This is a genomic window from Vibrio sp. SCSIO 43155, assembly GCF_023716605.1.
Taxonomy (GTDB): domain Bacteria; phylum Pseudomonadota; class Gammaproteobacteria; order Enterobacterales; family Vibrionaceae; genus Vibrio; species Vibrio harveyi.
Genome location: NZ_CP071853.1, coordinates 1332385 through 1349043, shown reverse-complemented (window position 1 = coordinate 1349043; position 16659 = coordinate 1332385). Strand labels below are relative to the sequence as shown.

The 16659-nt window shown below is 47.2% G+C and carries 16 protein-coding genes; 7 read left to right on the top strand and 9 right to left on the bottom strand.

Annotated features, from left to right (window positions below):
• Positions 1–61: 61 nt before the first annotated feature.
• Positions 62–1033 (top strand): FAD:protein FMN transferase, encoded by a 972-nt coding sequence (locus J4N44_RS22890; RefSeq protein ID WP_252045237.1) that lies wholly within the window; start codon positions 62–64, stop codon positions 1031–1033.
• 52 nt (positions 1034–1085) lie between these two features.
• Here the strand turns inward: J4N44_RS22890 and J4N44_RS22885 are convergent, their stop codons facing one another.
• From J4N44_RS22885 to J4N44_RS22875, 3 genes are all read right to left on the bottom strand, one after another.
• Positions 1086–1253: a hypothetical protein gene (locus tag J4N44_RS22885; RefSeq protein ID WP_153303268.1), complete on the bottom strand. Its 168-nt coding sequence runs from the start codon at positions 1251–1253 to the stop codon at positions 1086–1088.
• Between the two features lie 66 nt (positions 1254–1319).
• Positions 1320–2195, bottom strand: coding sequence for an alpha/beta hydrolase family protein (locus J4N44_RS22880; protein ID WP_252045236.1), 876 nt, complete (start codon positions 2193–2195; stop codon positions 1320–1322).
• A gap of 254 nt (positions 2196–2449) precedes the next feature.
• Positions 2450–3121 (bottom strand): type 1 glutamine amidotransferase domain-containing protein, encoded by a 672-nt coding sequence (locus J4N44_RS22875; RefSeq protein ID WP_252045235.1) that lies wholly within the window; start codon positions 3119–3121, stop codon positions 2450–2452.
• A gap of 117 nt (positions 3122–3238) precedes the next feature.
• Between J4N44_RS22875 and J4N44_RS22870 the strand changes: the two genes are divergently transcribed.
• Positions 3239–4123, top strand: a complete 885-nt coding sequence (locus J4N44_RS22870; protein ID WP_252045234.1) for a LysR family transcriptional regulator — start codon at positions 3239–3241, stop codon at positions 4121–4123.
• Between the two features lie 59 nt (positions 4124–4182).
• Here the strand turns inward: J4N44_RS22870 and J4N44_RS22865 are convergent, their stop codons facing one another.
• On the bottom strand, positions 4183–5844 hold the full coding sequence (locus tag J4N44_RS22865; protein WP_252045233.1) for an electron transfer flavoprotein-ubiquinone oxidoreductase: 1662 nt from the start codon (positions 5842–5844) through the stop codon (positions 4183–4185).
• 278 nt (positions 5845–6122) lie between these two features.
• On the opposite strand from J4N44_RS22865, the gene J4N44_RS22860 reads away from it, so the two are divergent.
• Entirely contained in the window at positions 6123–6872 is a 750-nt protein-coding gene (locus J4N44_RS22860; RefSeq protein WP_252045232.1) for an electron transfer flavoprotein subunit beta/FixA family protein, read from the top strand.
• An 11-nt stretch (positions 6873–6883) separates the two neighbouring features.
• Positions 6884–7849: an electron transfer flavoprotein subunit alpha/FixB family protein gene (locus J4N44_RS22855; protein WP_252045231.1), complete on the top strand. Its 966-nt coding sequence runs from the start codon at positions 6884–6886 to the stop codon at positions 7847–7849.
• Between the two features lie 914 nt (positions 7850–8763).
• Here J4N44_RS22855 and J4N44_RS22850 read toward each other — a convergent pair.
• The 3 genes from J4N44_RS22850 to pdhA are packed head-to-tail and all read right to left on the bottom strand — an operon-like array spanning position 8764 to position 11973.
• Entirely contained in the window at positions 8764–9906 is a 1143-nt protein-coding gene (locus J4N44_RS22850; protein WP_252045230.1) for a dihydrolipoamide acetyltransferase family protein, read from the bottom strand.
• Positions 9903–10886 (bottom strand): alpha-ketoacid dehydrogenase subunit beta, encoded by a 984-nt coding sequence (locus J4N44_RS22845; RefSeq protein WP_009696326.1) that lies wholly within the window; start codon positions 10884–10886, stop codon positions 9903–9905. Before J4N44_RS22845 ends, J4N44_RS22850 begins: the two co-directional genes overlap by 4 nt.
• Positions 10879–11973, bottom strand: a complete 1095-nt coding sequence (pdhA, locus tag J4N44_RS22840) for a pyruvate dehydrogenase (acetyl-transferring) E1 component subunit alpha (protein WP_252045229.1) — start codon at positions 11971–11973, stop codon at positions 10879–10881. Before pdhA ends, J4N44_RS22845 begins: the two co-directional genes overlap by 8 nt.
• A gap of 593 nt (positions 11974–12566) precedes the next feature.
• Here pdhA and J4N44_RS22835 point away from each other — a divergent pair.
• The 3 genes from J4N44_RS22835 to yegD all read left to right on the top strand — a co-directional run bounded on the left by J4N44_RS22835 (position 12567) and on the right by yegD (position 15190).
• On the top strand, positions 12567–12887 hold the full coding sequence (locus tag J4N44_RS22835) for a DOPA 4,5-dioxygenase family protein (protein ID WP_005450131.1): 321 nt from the start codon (positions 12567–12569) through the stop codon (positions 12885–12887).
• Between the two features lie 236 nt (positions 12888–13123).
• Positions 13124–13750, top strand: a complete 627-nt coding sequence (locus J4N44_RS22830; protein ID WP_061011048.1) for a hypothetical protein — start codon at positions 13124–13126, stop codon at positions 13748–13750.
• An 87-nt stretch (positions 13751–13837) separates the two neighbouring features.
• A complete protein-coding gene (yegD, locus tag J4N44_RS22825) occupies positions 13838–15190 on the top strand; it encodes a molecular chaperone (protein WP_252045228.1) in 1353 nt (450 codons plus the stop codon).
• 259 nt (positions 15191–15449) lie between these two features.
• Here yegD and J4N44_RS22820 read toward each other — a convergent pair whose 3' ends face one another.
• Together J4N44_RS22820 and J4N44_RS22815 are read right to left on the bottom strand one after the other, a co-directional pair.
• Positions 15450–15926, bottom strand: a complete 477-nt coding sequence (locus J4N44_RS22820; RefSeq protein WP_252045226.1) for a copper chaperone PCu(A)C — start codon at positions 15924–15926, stop codon at positions 15450–15452.
• Positions 15927–16018: 92 nt separating this feature from the next.
• A complete protein-coding gene (locus J4N44_RS22815) occupies positions 16019–16480 on the bottom strand; it encodes a hypothetical protein (RefSeq protein WP_039985069.1) in 462 nt (153 codons plus the stop codon).
• Positions 16481–16659 lie beyond the last annotated feature (179 nt).

Genomic DNA, 16659 nt, shown 5'->3' with positions numbered 1-16659 from the left:
TAATAAATAAGAGGGGAGTGATGCTTCCCTCTTTTTCCGTATTTAGCGTTTGGAGAAATCGATGAGCATCAATAAATACAGCTCCAGATTTCAGATGATGGGCACCTTTATCGATGTGGTGGTGTATCACTCGAATGGTGAGCAACTGATCAGAGAAGCCTATGCCCAACTCGCCGATTATGCAGAGCGATTTACGGTCAATCAATCCCACTCTGAGCTGATGTGCGTCAACCAAAATGCGGGCATTGCGCCTGTGGTGGTAGCAGATGACCTATTTGACCTGATTAAGCTTGCTAAACAATACAGTGAAGACACAAGAAACCCGTTTAACGTTGCAGTTGGTCCGCTTGTAAAAGCGTGGCGAATTGGTTTTAAGGATGCCAAAGTGCCGTCTCATGATGTGATTACCGACAAGTTATCCTTGGTCGATCCTACCAAGATCATTTTGAACGAAGATGACCACTCGGTGTTCTTAGCTCAAAGGGGGGTGGAGATAGACTTGGGCGCGATTGCTAAAGGTTACTTCGCCGATCAGGTAAAGAACAAACTGGTTGAAGCAGGCGTGCAAAGCGGTTTTATCAGTTTGGGTGGGAACGTACTGACCATCGGTCATTCGCCAGATAACAGTAACAAAGCATGGAATGTGGGCATTCAGAACCCATTATCAGAGCGTGGTGACGTCCTTCGCGTCGTACCTTTACAAGGCATGTCGATGGTGACATCGGGTATCAATGAGCGATTTTTTGAATCCAACGGGCAGCGTTATCATCACTTGTTGGATACCAAAACGGGAATGCCAATCTCAACCGATATCGCCAGTTTGACGATTATCTCTCGCCTGTCTGTCGATGGTGAAATTTGGAGTACCGCCGGCTTTTTATCAAGCGTAGAAGAATCGATGTCGTACCTAAATCAGCAACAGGGTATCGAGGCAGTGGTTGTTTCAAAACAAGGTGAAGTGCACGTCACACAAGGGCTGATGGATTATAAAGGCTGTGTTTTATTGCGCGAAGAGTCAGTTCTGGAAGAGTAAGATGAGGCAGAGATTCAAACCTGCCTCGTATCATTAACTTATCGCGTTAGCGTTAATCGTCCGCACCGCATTTAGCGCACTCTTCGTACGTGCGTTCGCCTTCACTGATCACAACATAGCTACCCACACATTGGTCACATAGCGCCAGTTTTGGGTAGGCAATTTTCTCTTTCTTAGACGTCGTGTCGCCTTCAGTTACGTAGTATTTTCGCATTGTCATGATTCATCAGCTGGAACAAGGGCGGCATTATATCCGGAATTGATGAGGAATGGCGATAATATCGCATTACGCCACCGACTCTATCTGACTCGGATATTGGTTGTTCAGCCAAGCTAGAGCATCTAACCAGAGATCGTCTTCATGTTTCTTACGGAAGAAGCCAAAGTGTCCAACTTTGGTGCCCAGTTGTTTTGTTTTTACTGTCTCTATTTCGACGTTCGCGTTGCAGTAAAAGCTGGCAAGCTGATGGACGGATTTCGGCGGTGCAAAGTCCATATCATCATCGATCAGTTTGAACTTAATATCACAGATCATTTGCTCGAAATTAATGCGGATTGGTGTGCCGTTCTCATCAATGATGTAGTGCGGATCGCGTCCCCAGTATGCCCATTGTTTGGCAATGCATTCTGGTAGAGCTTCGCCACCAAGAAAGACTCCGGGAACTTTGCCAAACAGCGTTGATAACACTGGAACGGCGAAATACCACATAGCAAACATGCGCGGTTTAGCAATGCCTTCCCAATTTGCCCAATATCCGCTTTGAGAGGAAACACAGTAAACGCTTTTAAATACCGTGTTGTTTGCCGCTAAACCTATGATCTGACCGCCAACGCTGTGCCCAATACAATGCCAATCGAGTGCAGGGTGATGGGTTGTCGCCCAATCAATGACGGTAGCCAAGTCCTTTTCTCCCCATGCTTGCATTGTTAAGCGAGGATCGCGCGTATCTTGAATGGCGGATTGACCAATACCGCGATAGTCATAGGTCACCACCAAATAACCATTTTGCGCGAGGAATTGAGCAAAACGTTGATAATAACTTTGCTTAACTGCGGTAGCTGCGTTGATGATGATGCCAGCTTTTACCTCGCTTTCAGGATGGAAAACTCTGGCATGGATGGAGAGCACATCAGGTGTTTTTAGTACTAATTCATTATTCATTGTCGTCCTGACTTGTTGTTATTGAATTGTTAACTTACCTTGATTCAATCTTTGGTGAGTTTCAATGAATCAAAGAAATACAAGTAGATGAGTTTGAAGTAACTCAAGTTTTGCGAGGTATCACTCGTTATTGTATTGGGAAGGGGCGAGGGAACTGAACGGTCTTGGCTGAATAGTGAAATAGACGACAAACAAAAAGGAAAGCGACATGAATGCGGCTTTCCTTTGCTCTTCGTGGGCAGAGTGTCTAGGGACTAGCTCAATAGATCCACGATTGCTTTACCTACGCCATGTGCGCTCGTTGGGTTTTGACCTGTGATGACTCGGTCATCCACGACCACAAGCTCTTGCCATGGTTGCACTTTGGAATAACGCGCTGCGCCGCGTGCAAGGGACTCTTCCAATAGGAATGGGATATCGTTGATAGTGCCGAAGTCAATCTCTTCTTCGCGAGTGAAACCTGTCACTGATTTAGACGCAAGCAGTTTTTCTCCATTGCTAAGCGTGATAGGGAGAAGAGCGCCCGGACCATGACAAACTGCTGCCACAATACCGCCATCTTCATAGTGTTTCGCAGAAATTTTGGCAAAGTCTTCGTTGCTCGCCAGGTCTGAAAGAAGACCAAAACCACCCGGATAGAAGATCGCATCGTAGTTGTCACCGTTGATTTGTGACACTGGAATCGTGTTGTTGATGCGGTTCTGGAAATCATCATCTGCCAAGATTTTCTCGTTCACTGCGTCACCTTCGATGTCGGTTCCGTACAGTGGTGCTTGCCCGCCATTGATAGAGGCAATGTCGTAATCGAATCCTACACCTAGTAGTTCGCTAAGGGCATGAGTGAGCTCTGGCGCGTAAGTTCCGTTTGCTTGGTCAGTTTCACCAAGAGTCGCATGGTTCGTCACAATGATGAGTACTTTCTTCATGATGGTTTCCTTTTTGGCTTACGTGTATTTGTTGAACACCTTCATACTAATTGCTAAACAAATAAGTGATAATACGATTAATTGGCAAAACATTATTGCTATATAGCAAAGGTAAGTATGGACAGTTTTGAAGGCATCAATGAGTTTGTTACGGTTGCTGAGAGCTTAGGGTTTTCTGCAGCGGCAAAACAGTTAGGTTGCAGTACTAGTCACGTCAGCCGCCAAGTCACAAGATTAGAAGAGCGACTAGGTGTCGCTTTGTTAGCGCGTTCGACAAGAATGGTGAGTCTAACGGAAGCGGGACAAGCGTATTATCAACAGTGCAAAGAGTTGGTGATTGGGCTTCAGCAAGCCAATGAACAGCTCACCACGCAGCAAACTCAATTGAGCGGTACGTTACGCGTGAGCGCCGCTGGTGCGTTTTCTGAGAACCATGTAGCGCCTGCCTTGATGACGTTTGCCAAGCAACATCCTAACCTCACGGTAGAGATCAACTTCAATACCAGCATGGTCAACTTTATTGAAGATGGCTTCGATTTTGCCATTCGTTATGGCAGGTTGAGTGATTCAGGCTTGGTTGCGAGAAAGCTGGTGGATCGTCCCATGGCAGCGGCAGCCAGTCAGCGTTATCTCGATGAACATGGTTTACCAACGCACCCCGAGCAACTCAAGCGCCATAGCTGCATCATCGCCAACAAAGACGTTTGGTTGTTTGAAAAAGACGGCAAGCCTTTAGATGGCGTAAAAGTGCAGGGCAGATGGAAGAGCAATAATGCAAACACGGTCTTGCAAGCCTGTGCAGAAGGATTAGGTGTGGCGTACTTACCGAAGAGCAGTTTCAACGATGCTATTTCGTCTGGTCGTTTGGTGCCAATCCTAGAGCCGTATTGGGGAAGCGGCAACAGCAGCTGGATTGTGTATCAGAATCGTCACTTTTTGCCTCTACGAGCGCGATTGGCTATTGATTTTCTACTTGATCATTTTGCCGATTGGCAGGAGTAATGATGCTCTGCCAATCGGTTTGTTTATCCATTTGTTAGATCGTAAACATACTAACGTTTCTACATGTTTTGATAGCTTGGTCCGCCGCCACCTTCTGGTGCTTTCCATGTGATGTTTTGCGATGGATCTTTGATGTCACAGGTTTTGCAATGCACACAGTTTGCGGCATTAATTTGAAATGTTCGCTCGCCTTCTACTTCTACCACTTCATACACACCAGCAGGGCAGTAACGTTGGCTCGGCTCATCAAACTTCTTCAAATGGACTTGAATCGGAATATGAGGATAGGTGAGTTGCAAGTGGCAAGGCTGATTTTCTTCGTGTTGTGTACCGGACAAAAATACTGATGAAGGTTTATCGAAGCTGATTACACCATCTGGTTTCGAGTATTGAATAGGTTGGCACTCATCAATTGGTTTCAGCTGCTCATGATCGTGCGAAGGATCTGTGATTGTCCATGGTATTGGTTTTTTCACCAGAGGCTGCCACAAATTGTGTTCGAAGGTGGAAAGTGCGCCGCCGAGTACGCTGCCGAATTTGTGAATGTTCGCACCAAAGTTGCGTGTGTCACTAAGTTCTTCATACAACCATGAACCTTCAAACTTGGTTTGGTAATCCGGTTCCGAATTGGATTGTATAAATGCTTCGGCAATGACTTCTGCAGCTAACAAACCGGATTTCATCGCTGTATGGCTGCCTTTGATCTTAGCGACGTTTAAGGTACCTGCATCACAACCAATCAATAAACCGCCGGGGAATTGCTGTTTCGGTAGAGAAGACAACCCACCTTTTGCAATGGCTCTTGCACCGTAAGCGATACGTTGAGCGCCTTTCAAATGTTGTTCGATAGCAGGGTGGTGCTTAAAGCGTTGAAATTCGTCAAACGGACTTAAGTAAGGATTGCTGTAATTCAAGTCGACAATAAGCCCGACGGCGATTTGGTTGTTCTCCATGTGATAGAGAAAACCGCCACCCGTGGTGTTGGACTCACTCAGAGGATACCCTGCAGAATGAATCACGCTGCCTGATTGGTCTTTGGCATCGGCAGGTAACTCCCAAATCTCCTTGAGCCCGAGCGCATAATGTTGCGGTTGTTTATCATCGTCTAAACCAAATCGTTGAATGAGCTCTTTGCCAAGATGACCTCGGCACCCCTCGGCGAATACGGTGTATTTGGCTTTTAACTCAATACCTGCCTCAAAGTTGGGTTTGGCTTCCGCTTTCTTGTCCAAACCCATGTCGCTGGTGTTTACCCCTGTAACAGCACCAAACGCATCGTAGTTAATCGTGGATGCGGCGAAACCGGGATAGACCTCGACACCAAGTGATTCTGCTTGTTCTGCTAACCAACGACATAAGTTCGCCAAGCTGATGATGTAGTTGCTTTCGTCATTGTGCATTGGGTTGGGGGTAAGAAAGTGGGGAACACGAACGTGATTAAGCTCTGTGGTTAGGTACAAGAAGGCATCGTTTTTTACCGCGGCGGAAAGCGGTGCGCCCATGTTTTGCCAATCAGGAAAGAGTTCGTCTAATGCACGCGTTTCGAATACCGCGCCAGATAAGATATGTGCACCAACCTCTGAGCCTTTTTCTACCACACAAATAGACAGCGGCTCACCTTCACGTTCTTGGTTGAGTTGCGCTAAGCGGCATGCTGCACTCAAACCTGCAGGTCCGGCGCCGACAATCACCACATCAAATTCCATGCATTCTCTTTCCATCTTCTTGCTTCCTTTATGCGAAACCTTTCTCTGTGTTTCAGGTGCTTCTTCTATTACGCAGTGCTCGTATAAAGAACTATAGTCCAGTTGACGTAAACGTAAACTAAACTAAGCTCAAATGGTAACGTAATAGGGCGTGATAGAGATTTTTAGTGACAATGTCACAATGCATTTTTTGTTAGCAAGATAATGAAAAAACTGAGCTTTAACAAAAATCTTTGTCACGCATGACCCAATTGCTAGGACGCGTATCGCTTTGCGATCTGCTAGGAGGGAATGTGAAAGTACTGGTTGCGATTAAACGTGTAATTGACCCTTACGTTAAAGTAAGAGTGAAATCTGATGGTTCCGGTGTGGAAACTAACAACGTGAAAATGACGATGAACCCATTCTGTGAAATAGCGGTGGAAGAGGCAGTACGCCTCAAAGAAGCTGGGGTAGCAGAGGAGGTGTTAGTGGTGTCGATTGGTGACACCAGTTGTCAGGAACAATTGCGCTCAGCGCTCGCATTAGGTGCGGATCGTGCGATTCATATTGATGTTGAACAGTCACCAGAACCGCTTGCGGTCGCGAAGTTACTCAAAGCTGTGATGGAGCAAGAGCAGGCTCAATTGGTGCTTCTGGGTAAACAGTCAATCGATACGGATAACAACCAAGTCGCGCAAATGATGGCGGCACTGACGAATCGTCCGCAGGGGACATTTGCTTCGGAAGTGAAAGTAGAAGGGGAAGCGGTTCTGGTTACGCGAGAGATCGACGGTGGCTTAGAGACGCTCAAACTGGATTTGCCTGCGATCATCAGTACGGATTTACGTTTGAATGAACCGCGTTACGCCTCGCTACCGAATATCATGAAAGCGAAGAAGAAGCCGCTATCGGTAATGACGCCAGACTTCTTTGGTGTGAGTGTTGAGCGCTCTCAGCAAGTGCTGGAAGTCATGACGCCGCCTGCCCGTAAAGCCGGTGAGATGGTTGGCAGTGTGAGCGAGTTAGTCGACAAGCTCAAAAATGAAGCGAAAGTGATTTAGGAGGCATAACCATGGAAAACAAACCGTTAGCAACCTTGGTCGTGGTGGAGCACGACAACCAATCACTTTCTGTGGATACGTTACGTGCGCTGAGCGCAGCTTCTCAAATTCAACAAAACGGTGCCTCTTTGCCTGTCACCGCCTTGTTAGTTGGGCATCAGTGCGGCTCAGTATTGAATGAGTTGAAGTGTGTGCAAGGTATCTCACAGGTCATTGCGATTGATGCTTCCGAATATCAACATGCATTGGCAGAAAACCTGTCTACTTTGATTGCCGAAGTTGGTCGGGATTATTCGCATATCCTTGCCCCTGCGAGTACCTTCGGCAAGAACCTGATGCCCCGTGTCGCTGCCTCACTGGATGTTGGGCAACTGTCAGATGTGATTGCAATTGAATCGCTCGATACGGTTGTTCGCCCTATCTATGCCGGTAATGCGTTAGCCAGAGTTCGTTCGGACGATGCTACCAAAGTGATGACGATTCGAAGTTCAGCGTTTGACGCAATTGCGGTGTCTGACTCACCAGTAATAGAGAATGTCGTGACGTTAGAAACGGTCATTAAGGCTGAGTACAGCGAATTTGTTTCACAGCAAAAAGCGGAAAGTGAAAGACCAGAACTACCTGCGGCAAACGTTGTTGTCTCGGGTGGTCGAGGGTTAGGCAGTAAAGAGAATTTCGCGCTGGTGGAACAGCTTGCCGACAAGCTTGGTGGTGCAATTGGTGCATCACGTGCTGCGGTAGATGCAGGCTTTGTTTCTAACGATTTGCAAGTTGGGCAAACGGGTAAGATTGTCGCGCCTCAACTGTACATTGCCGTGGGTATTTCCGGAGCCATTCAGCATTTGGCAGGGATGAAAGATTCCAAGGTAATTGTGGCGATCAACAGTGATCCTGAAGCACCAATCTTCCAAGTCGCAGATTATGGTTTGGTTGGTGATCTGTTTGAGATTATGCCGGAATTATTGGAGAAGGTTTAAGTTAGGTATTTGTCGGGCGCCGTTCCCTACAGCGAAGAATGAGCGAGTAGGGAATCTCTTCTTGCTCACTACTTTAAGTCGTCATTCTGAACAGCGAGGAACGAGTGTGATTCAGAATCTATTGTCAAAGTGCGCGGTTAGTTTATTGCTATAAAGGTGCTTCAGCTTTCGTTGTCATTAGATTCCTAGTCGCGCCTAGGCTTGCTGGAATGACGCGCTAGAGTTTCCTTATGAAAATCAGATTTTTGAGGCGATTTTTGCAGAGTGCAAACCAAACAGCGTCATTCCCTAGAGCGAAGAATGAGCGAGTAGGGAATCTTTTTTTTGCTCGCTACTTTAAGTCGTCATTCTGAACAGCGAGGAACGAGCGTGATTCAGAATCTGCTATCAAAGTGCGCTGTGGGTTCATTGCTACGAAAGACCCTCGGTGTTCGTTGTTCTTAGATTCCTAGTCGCGCTTAGGTTTGCTGGAATGACGCGCTAGAGTTTCCTTCTAAGTATCAGATTGTTACGGTGCTTCTTTTTGAGTACACACCTCACAGCGTCATTCGCCAGAACGAAGAATGACCGATCAGGGAATCTCTTCCTTACTCACTACTTTAAGTCGTCATTTTGAACAGTGAGGAACGAGCGTGATTCAGAATCTGCTATCAAAGTGCGCTGTGGGTTTATGTCTATGAAGTTGCTTCAGCTTTGGTTGCCATTAGATTCCTAGTCGTGCTTAGGCTTGCTGGAATGACGCGCTAGAGTTTCCTTCTAAGTATCAGATTGTTACGGTGCTTCTTTTTGAGTACACACCACACAGCGTCATTCGCCAGAACGAAGAATGAGCGAGTAGGGAACTCTCTTTAAATTCACCCTCAAAACAAAGGGCTTCCAATCGGAAGCCCTTTATTATTCATGACAAACGTTCTCTAAACACTCGGTTTTCTCAAGTGCTCTGCCAGTACTTTTGTGAACCTTGCTGCTTCGCCGCCGGTACATGCACGGTGGTCAAACGTAATCGACAGCGGCATGGCTTTGACTGCTACAGCTTGTCCGTCTCGAATTACGACTTTCTCAATGATTCGACCTGCACCGACAATCGCGACTTGTGGCGGCGTGACTACAGGCGTTGCGTAAATGCCTGCAATTGCGCCAAAGTTCGAAAGCGTAATGGTCGCATGTTGCAACTGCTCACGACCAATCTTGCGTTCACGTATGCCTTGTACAGTTTGGTCCAACCAACGGCGTACCTCTTGAGGTTCGTATTCATCAGCATGTCGAAGAACAGGCACGTACAAACCGTGTCGGCTGTCTACTGCGATACCGATGTTCACCGTGCTGTGGACACAACGCGTCATGGTCTCAGCATCAAACCATGCATTCATAGCAGGCTCTTCCTGACACGCATGCACGATCGCTTGGACCAGACGAATACTAATGTCTTCACATTGCTTCCAGCCTTCCAACACCGCTTCTTCAGTAATGGTGACCGCTGCGACATTATGGTGAGATTCCGCCATCGTCGACACCATGGTTCGGCGTGCGCCTTTGAGTACTTCTGTACCTGGACGTTGTTTGCCCGCTTCATCGTAGATATCGGCATCGACGATCAAACCATCCGGACCACTACCTTTGACCAAATCTAAATCCACACCCAGTTTCTTCGCCAATAGGCGAGCAGAAGGAAGCGCAGTAATGAGGTTATCAGGTGATGGATTGTGTTCGCCACCAATCCAGAAATCATCCACATTCACGCTGTGTGCATGTTGGGAGACATTACCGACCACGGTTGCTGCATCGGCAGTTTGTTTCTGTTCGGAGGCGGTTTGCTCTGCACCCGTTTCATCGATTTCCAGAAGTAGAGCACCAATGTTGATTACGTCGCCTTCTTCGCCATGACGACTCACGATACGACCACCATAAGGCGCGGGGACGTCCACGGTCGCTTTTGCTGTTTCGACAGTAAGCACCACTTGATCGAGCTTGACCATATCGCCAACACTAATATGCCATTTCACAATTTCTGACTCAGCGAGACCTTCGCCGAGATCGGGTAAGTTAAACGTCTTCATTTCCAATCCTCCACGAGTTCGCGCGCGGCGAGCACAATGTCTTCTTCCTGAATCATGTAATAATCTTCGTTGCGGTAGTACGGCATGATGGTATCCATACCTGTGACACGTTTTGGTGGCGCTTTGAGTAGGCACATGGCATGTTCTGCGGTTCTGGCTAGCAGTTCTGAGCCGACACCACAGGTTTTGCTGGCTTCATGTACCACCAATAGGCGTCCGGTTTTCTCAAGCGAACGGAAGATGGTCGCGGTATCAATGGGTTTGATGCTGGCTAAATCAATCACCTCAACTTCGATACCTTGATTGGACAGCGTTTGAGCCGCTTGCAGTGATTCGACCACGCATGCCCCCCAAGTCACTAACGTAATGTCGCGACCTTTGCGTAGGGTAAAGCATGTGTCGAGAGGTAGCGCTTCGCCGTTATCCACCACTTCAGATTTCACTGTGCGATAGATACGTTTTGGCTCAAAGAACATCACTGGATCGTTGCTTCGAATGGCTGCAAGCAGCAAACCATAAGCGCGTTGCGGTGATGAAGGAATCACAACCTTAAAGCCTGCGGTGTGAGCAAACAACGCTTCGACACTTTCAGAATGGTGCTCTGGTGCATGAATACCGCCACCAAAGGGCGCTCGGAATACCGCAGGGCAGGTGAGTCGACCACGAGTACGGTTACGCATTCGCGCCGCATGACACATTAAATGTTCCAAGGCAGGAAAGACAAAGCCTTGGAATTGAAACTCTGCCACAGGTCGTAAACCTTGCGTTGCCATGCCCACAGTGACACCGCCAATAAGCGCTTCAGCTAAAGGTGTGTCAATAACACGCTTAAGACCGTATTTTTGTTTGAGTCCTACAGTGGCGCGGAATACACCACCGTTGTCACCCACATCTTCACCTAGGACGATGACATTCGGATCGTGTTCCATTTCATGGTGCAGTGCGAGGTTCACTGCTTCAACTAACGTGAGTTCAGCCATGTTTCCCTCCCTGCATTCGCATTGCTTTGTTGATTAGCTCATCCCTTTGCGCATGAAGCTCTTGGGGTAGGGATTCATAAAGGAAATCGAAGCCCGTTTCAGGCGCTTGATTCGGCATGTTGAGATAACGTTCAACGGCGAGTTCAACTTGTTCTTTACACTGGGCTTGCCACTCTTGCTCTTTCTCGTTACTCCAAACACCTTGATTGGTGAGGAAGGCTTTAAGTCGACGAACGGGTTCATATTGCCAAGCAGTTTGAACCTCGTCCTCGTTTCGATAACGGGTCGCGTCGTCGGCGGTGGTGTGGTCGCTCAGGCGGTAACTTATTGCTTCAATTAACGTTGCACCTTTGCCTTTTCTGGCTCGTTCGAGGGCAGTCATTGTTGCATCAAACACCGCGACGACATCGTTGCCATCCACCGTAATACCGGGGATGCCAGCACCTTTGGCTTTCTCTGAGAGAAATTCCGCAGCACATTGCAAACTGCGCGGTACGGAGATCGCCCATTGGTTATTGTTCACCACAAAGACTAATGGGATGTTCCATGCGCCCGCACAGTTAATGGATTCAAGGAAGTCGCCTTTGGAAGTGCCGCCATCGCCGCACATCACCAAAGCCGCATCGTGATTGCCTTGGATTTTCAGTGCTGCTGCAACACCAACGGCATGGGTACACTGGGTTGCGATTGGGACACAGAAGGGCAGATCTTTGCTAGGAAAAGGGCTACCTTCAGGAGCGAAGTCGCTGCCGCGTTCATCGCCTCCCCAGTATTGCAGGTTCTTTTCCATTCCTATGCCACGACACCACATGGCGGGCATGTCGCGATAATAAGGAACAAACACATCACTGGCTTTTAGCGCTCTGCCTACCGCTATCCCAACGGCTTCCGAGCCAAGGTGTGATGGATAGGTGCCTAATTTACCAGTGCGTTGCAGGGCAACGGCTTTGTTATCGTAGGTGCGAGTTAATACCATGTCTTGGTAAAACCCGACCAGTGTTTCGAGATCAGCCCAGTTGGGTAGTTGGCTGACGAGGTTCCCATCATGGTCGATAAACCGATGCATGGGTAATGCCTGAACGTTCATCTCAAGCTCCTTTTGACGCTGCGGGTCTTTTGGACTGCAGCTGCTCATTATTTCGATCTCAGCCTGTATGGGTACTCAGGCTTTGATATCAGCGCAAAAGGTCATACCTAGGATTGCAGTTGTTTTGATAGTTATCGATGCTTTTGGTGCTCGTCTCTCTAACAAAAGTGTGTTCTGGTAAAACACAAGGCGTCATTTATTACTGCTGTTTACACCGCCTAATCCAGTGATGAATCTTGGTATAACCAGATACAGTAAGTGTAAACAAAATGTTAAATTATGCTTTAATTTGAGTTGTAACCCACAGTAAAGTTTCGCTTACACCGTACTTTTCTAGGATAAAACACTGCTTTTTTGAATTGTACGTTTTCGAAGTTGAAGGGAATCACTGAGTTTGACAGGAAATTTGTAATAAAATTATGCTGTAAAATTCGACAGGTTGAGTGATTTATCAACCATATCCGCGCAGATCCAGTAACACGTTAATCTCTCCGTCACGCTTTGACGATAGATTTGAATTTGTCGCTTCCCTCGATAGTTGAATGCAGGTAGTGTGGCGACTAATGAAAGTCAGTGATACGCATGGAGAAGTTATGTACCACATTCATGTTTACTTCCCGCTTCAGCAGCAGGATAAAGCTCAAGCCTTGAATGAGATCATTCGTCAAGAACGCCAAGATGTTTTGCGCGTTTTCCCTTTAGTGTGCAAGTTGGTTGGTCCACATAAGATGCCGATGTTTGAGCTGCATGTTGAATCGATAAGTGATGAGTTTATCGCATGGCTTGATACTATTCGTGGCGGTTTTTCGGTTTTGATTCATCCAGTCAGTGACAACGAGCTGCGTGATCATACCGAGCGTGCGATTTGGTTAGGTCGTGAGCTTGGCGTGTTTGAAGAAAAGCTCGAAGCATAATTCGTTTGGGTAGACCGTTTCTTTCCCTCCTATTTGGTCTATCCAGATTCAGCAATTCCGTCCATCGTGTGCTAAACCTTAATAACGGTAGTGATAAAGTCGTCACTGCCGTTTTGAGTACGTTTATGATGTTTAACAATGCATTAAAACAAGATTAAGCACAAAAACAGGGAAGTGCAGTTTACGACCCCAACGCCATTGGCAGTGGAAAAGGACATTTCTGGAGGGGAAAGGGTATGCTTACAATACTCTTAGTCGCACTTGCGCTGTATATTTTCTGGTTGTTGTTTCGTAATGGTCCTGCGTTTGCAGAGCGAGTGCCGAACAAAAAACGTAACTGGGTCGGACCAACGTCAAATCAAAAAGAATGGCAGGGCTATTGCTCCGAGGTCTTTCAGCCATTCAGTTCTCAAACTACCTTCTATGCCATCGCTTATTTCGCCAATTTTGTCGCTGCGGCAAACGCCATATCATGGTCGATAGTGTACGAGGGCGATTACTCCGTCATCATCAGTCGCTTTGGCAGCTACTTCATTCTCAACACGCACGATGCCTTGGTAATATCTGGGTTCGTCGCACTGGCGTGTTTCATCATTAATTGGCAAATGGCGGTGCACTGCGCGGGGATCATGAGTCAGTATTTGGTGCGAATCTTAATCATCAATCGTACTCGCTTCGTTGCGATCAGTTTGGTGTTCTGCAGTTACTTTGCCTACCTGCTGACTGTCGGCATTTTCTGGTTGTTCCACGACGGATACTCCATTTGGCATGGGCTTACGCTCACTCCGGTATTTCTGCTGTTGGCTTTGTTGCTTGCGGTTGTGTTGCCATCAATGAAGAAAGAACCTGTCGAGAAAGAGTAAGCGCCACTTATTTCATTGAGTTGCGGTAGTAATTCCACTGAGGTTGAGGTAGGATTGCCGACCTTTTTTTCGTCAGTGGGAGGACTTATGTATATCGGCTTTGACTACGGCACCGCGAACTGTTCGGTGGCGAAAATGGAACAAGGTGAACCGCAACTTTTAAACCTTGAAGGGAATAGCCCTTACATTCCTTCCACCCTTGCTGCACCAACGCGTGAATCGGTGTCTGAACACTTGTTCCGTCATCGCAGCATCAAACCTTTCGATCAGGTTGGTGAGCAGGTTTTGCGTCGCGCGATTAACCTTAATCGTGAGGAAAGTATTGAACTTGAGCCAGAAGACATGGCGTTTGGTCAAGCGGCATTGAATCGCTACTTGGAAGATCCTCGCGATATCTATTACGTGAAGTCACCAAAGTCTTTCCTCGGTGCTTCTGGTCTGCGTGATGTTCAGCTGAGTTTCTTTGAAGATCTGGTTTGCGCCATGATGGACAACATCAAATCGCAAGCAGAGAACAGCGCGCAGCAAATTATTACTGATGCAGTGATTGGTCGTCCGATCAACTTCCACGGTCGTGGCGGTGAGACGGCGAACATTCAAGCGGAAGGCATTCTTTTAAGAGCAGCAAAACGTGCTGGTTTTCAGAACATCGAATTCCAATTTGAACCGGTAGCGGCAGGTCTGGAATACGAAGCAACGCTAACCGAAGATAAAACCATACTAGTGGTCGATATCGGTGGTGGTACGACTGACTGTTCTTTGATTCAGATGGGACCATCTTGGCGAGGTAAAGCCGACCGTACCGCAAGTCTGTTGGCGCACAGTGGTCAGCGTATTGGTGGTAACGATTTGGATATCGCCTTGGCATTCAAACAACTGATGTTCCCATTCGGTATGGAGAGCAAGATGGAATCGGGCATCATGATGCCAACCACGCAGTTCTGGAATCCAATTGCGATCAACAATGTGGAAGCGCAGAGCGATTTCTACTCACGTGAAAACTTAGCGGCGTTGAAACTGCTGCACAAGCAAGCACAAGAGCCTGAGAAACTGGCTCGTTTGTTAGAGGTTTACCATGAGTCGCTAGGCTACAACATCGTGCGTCGCGCAGAAGAAGCCAAAGTCGCGTTGTCTGACCAAGCGTCTTACCGTGCGGGCATTAACTTGTTGTCTGAGTTGATTGAAGTCGATGTTCAACGTGATGAGATGATTGAAGCGATTGAATCACCGAAGAATAAGATGACGGCTTTGGTTACTGAAGCAGTAGAGCAAGCGGGCGTAAAACCGGATGCGATCTTTATGACTGGTGGTTCGGCACGTTCACCTATTTTGCGTGATGCAGTGCAGATAGTATTGCCAAACATTCCAGTGGTGAGTGGCAACTACTTTGGTTCGGTCACCGCAGGTCTAGCGCGCTGGGCAGAGGTTTGCTTTAAGTAAGACTGAGTTAGCTGCTATTAGATTCCTGATCTCGCCTAGGCTCGTAGGAATGACGAGGGGAGTTTGGCTAATGTGCTGAGCACTGAGCCACTCAAACTTTGACAGAAGACTAAATAGGGTCATTCCCTAGAGCGAGGAACGAGCGAGTAGGGAATCTCTAAAGTGCACATCAGCACAACCAAAGGTGCACACGGCTAGAATCATAGGCACCAAAAGAAAAACAGCCCGCTGAAGTAGCGGGCTGTTTTCGTTTAAGCGATTAATGGTGGTGCTTGTGCTTTTCCATGTGGTCTTTCTTCTCAACCGCCATTTCGACTTCCACTTTACCTGCTTTTTTGAACGTCAAAGTCACAGGGAAACGGTCGCCTTCTTTTAGCGTTTGGGTTGGGTTGAAGATCATGAGATGGAAGCTGCCTGGCTTGAATTCCACTTTTTGCTGAGGCTCTACCACAACTTCATCAATCTTAATCATCTTCATCATGCCGTCTTCTTTCGTGTGAGTATGAATCTCAACACGGTCAGCAATCGGTGTTGAAGCCGCAATCAGCGCGTCATCAGCGTCACCTAGGTTACTTAGCTGGAAGAAACCGCCAATTACTGGTGCATTTGGTGGCGCTTCGCGGCTCCAAGGATGATCGATGTGAATCTTGCCTGCTTCGTATTCGTGAGCAAGGCTGAGTGGGCTTGCCAATAAAGCGACAAGAGCGATGGCTGTGGTTTTCATCAGTTTGATCATTTGTGTTTTCCTTTTTAAATCTGGCTGTTCTCTATCGGTTCTTTGATAGGATTAATACGTTATGTTTATTTACCGACTACTTCGTTGAGTATTTAGGTGTGGAAAACACAAGGCGGAGATTGCTTGGGCGCTACGTATTTGTAAACTTTTCTTCCGCAAGCTGCGAAATGATAGGGAGTGAAAACGTGCTTGGTGCGTCTTAACCAAGAGAGCGTAGTCAGATACAGACCGAACGCGATAGCGATAAAGAATTGCGCCGCTTGTAATAATGGACATTCAAACTGAAAGCCATCGTGCAGGTTAAGATCTTGAACAAATTCAGAATTGGGCAGTGCGTTGGCTTCAATCAGTTCGTTAATATCCACCCATTTAAAGCCATCAGCGGTACACAGCAACACCTTTTCATCTTGAACTTGGTTTAGCCAATTCTCGCTGTGGATTTGCGTAGGGTTCAGTGCCGCAGTAGACGTTAGGTACAGCTGAAACAGCACAGCGATGATGATCATGACTGCGCTTATCGCTTTCTTTCCATGCTGTGTTCTGAGTGTGTCCATACGACTTTTTATTATGAAGCGGAGATACGCTAATTGGCTGTAAGACTATGTTTCGGCGCAGGATAGTAACAAACGAACATCAAATTGTAATCGCGAGTTTATAAAAAGGTGATGTGAGTGTGTTTTATTTGTTTTGCGGTTTTTTATTCTGAGAACACATATCGCAAAGATTTATCGTT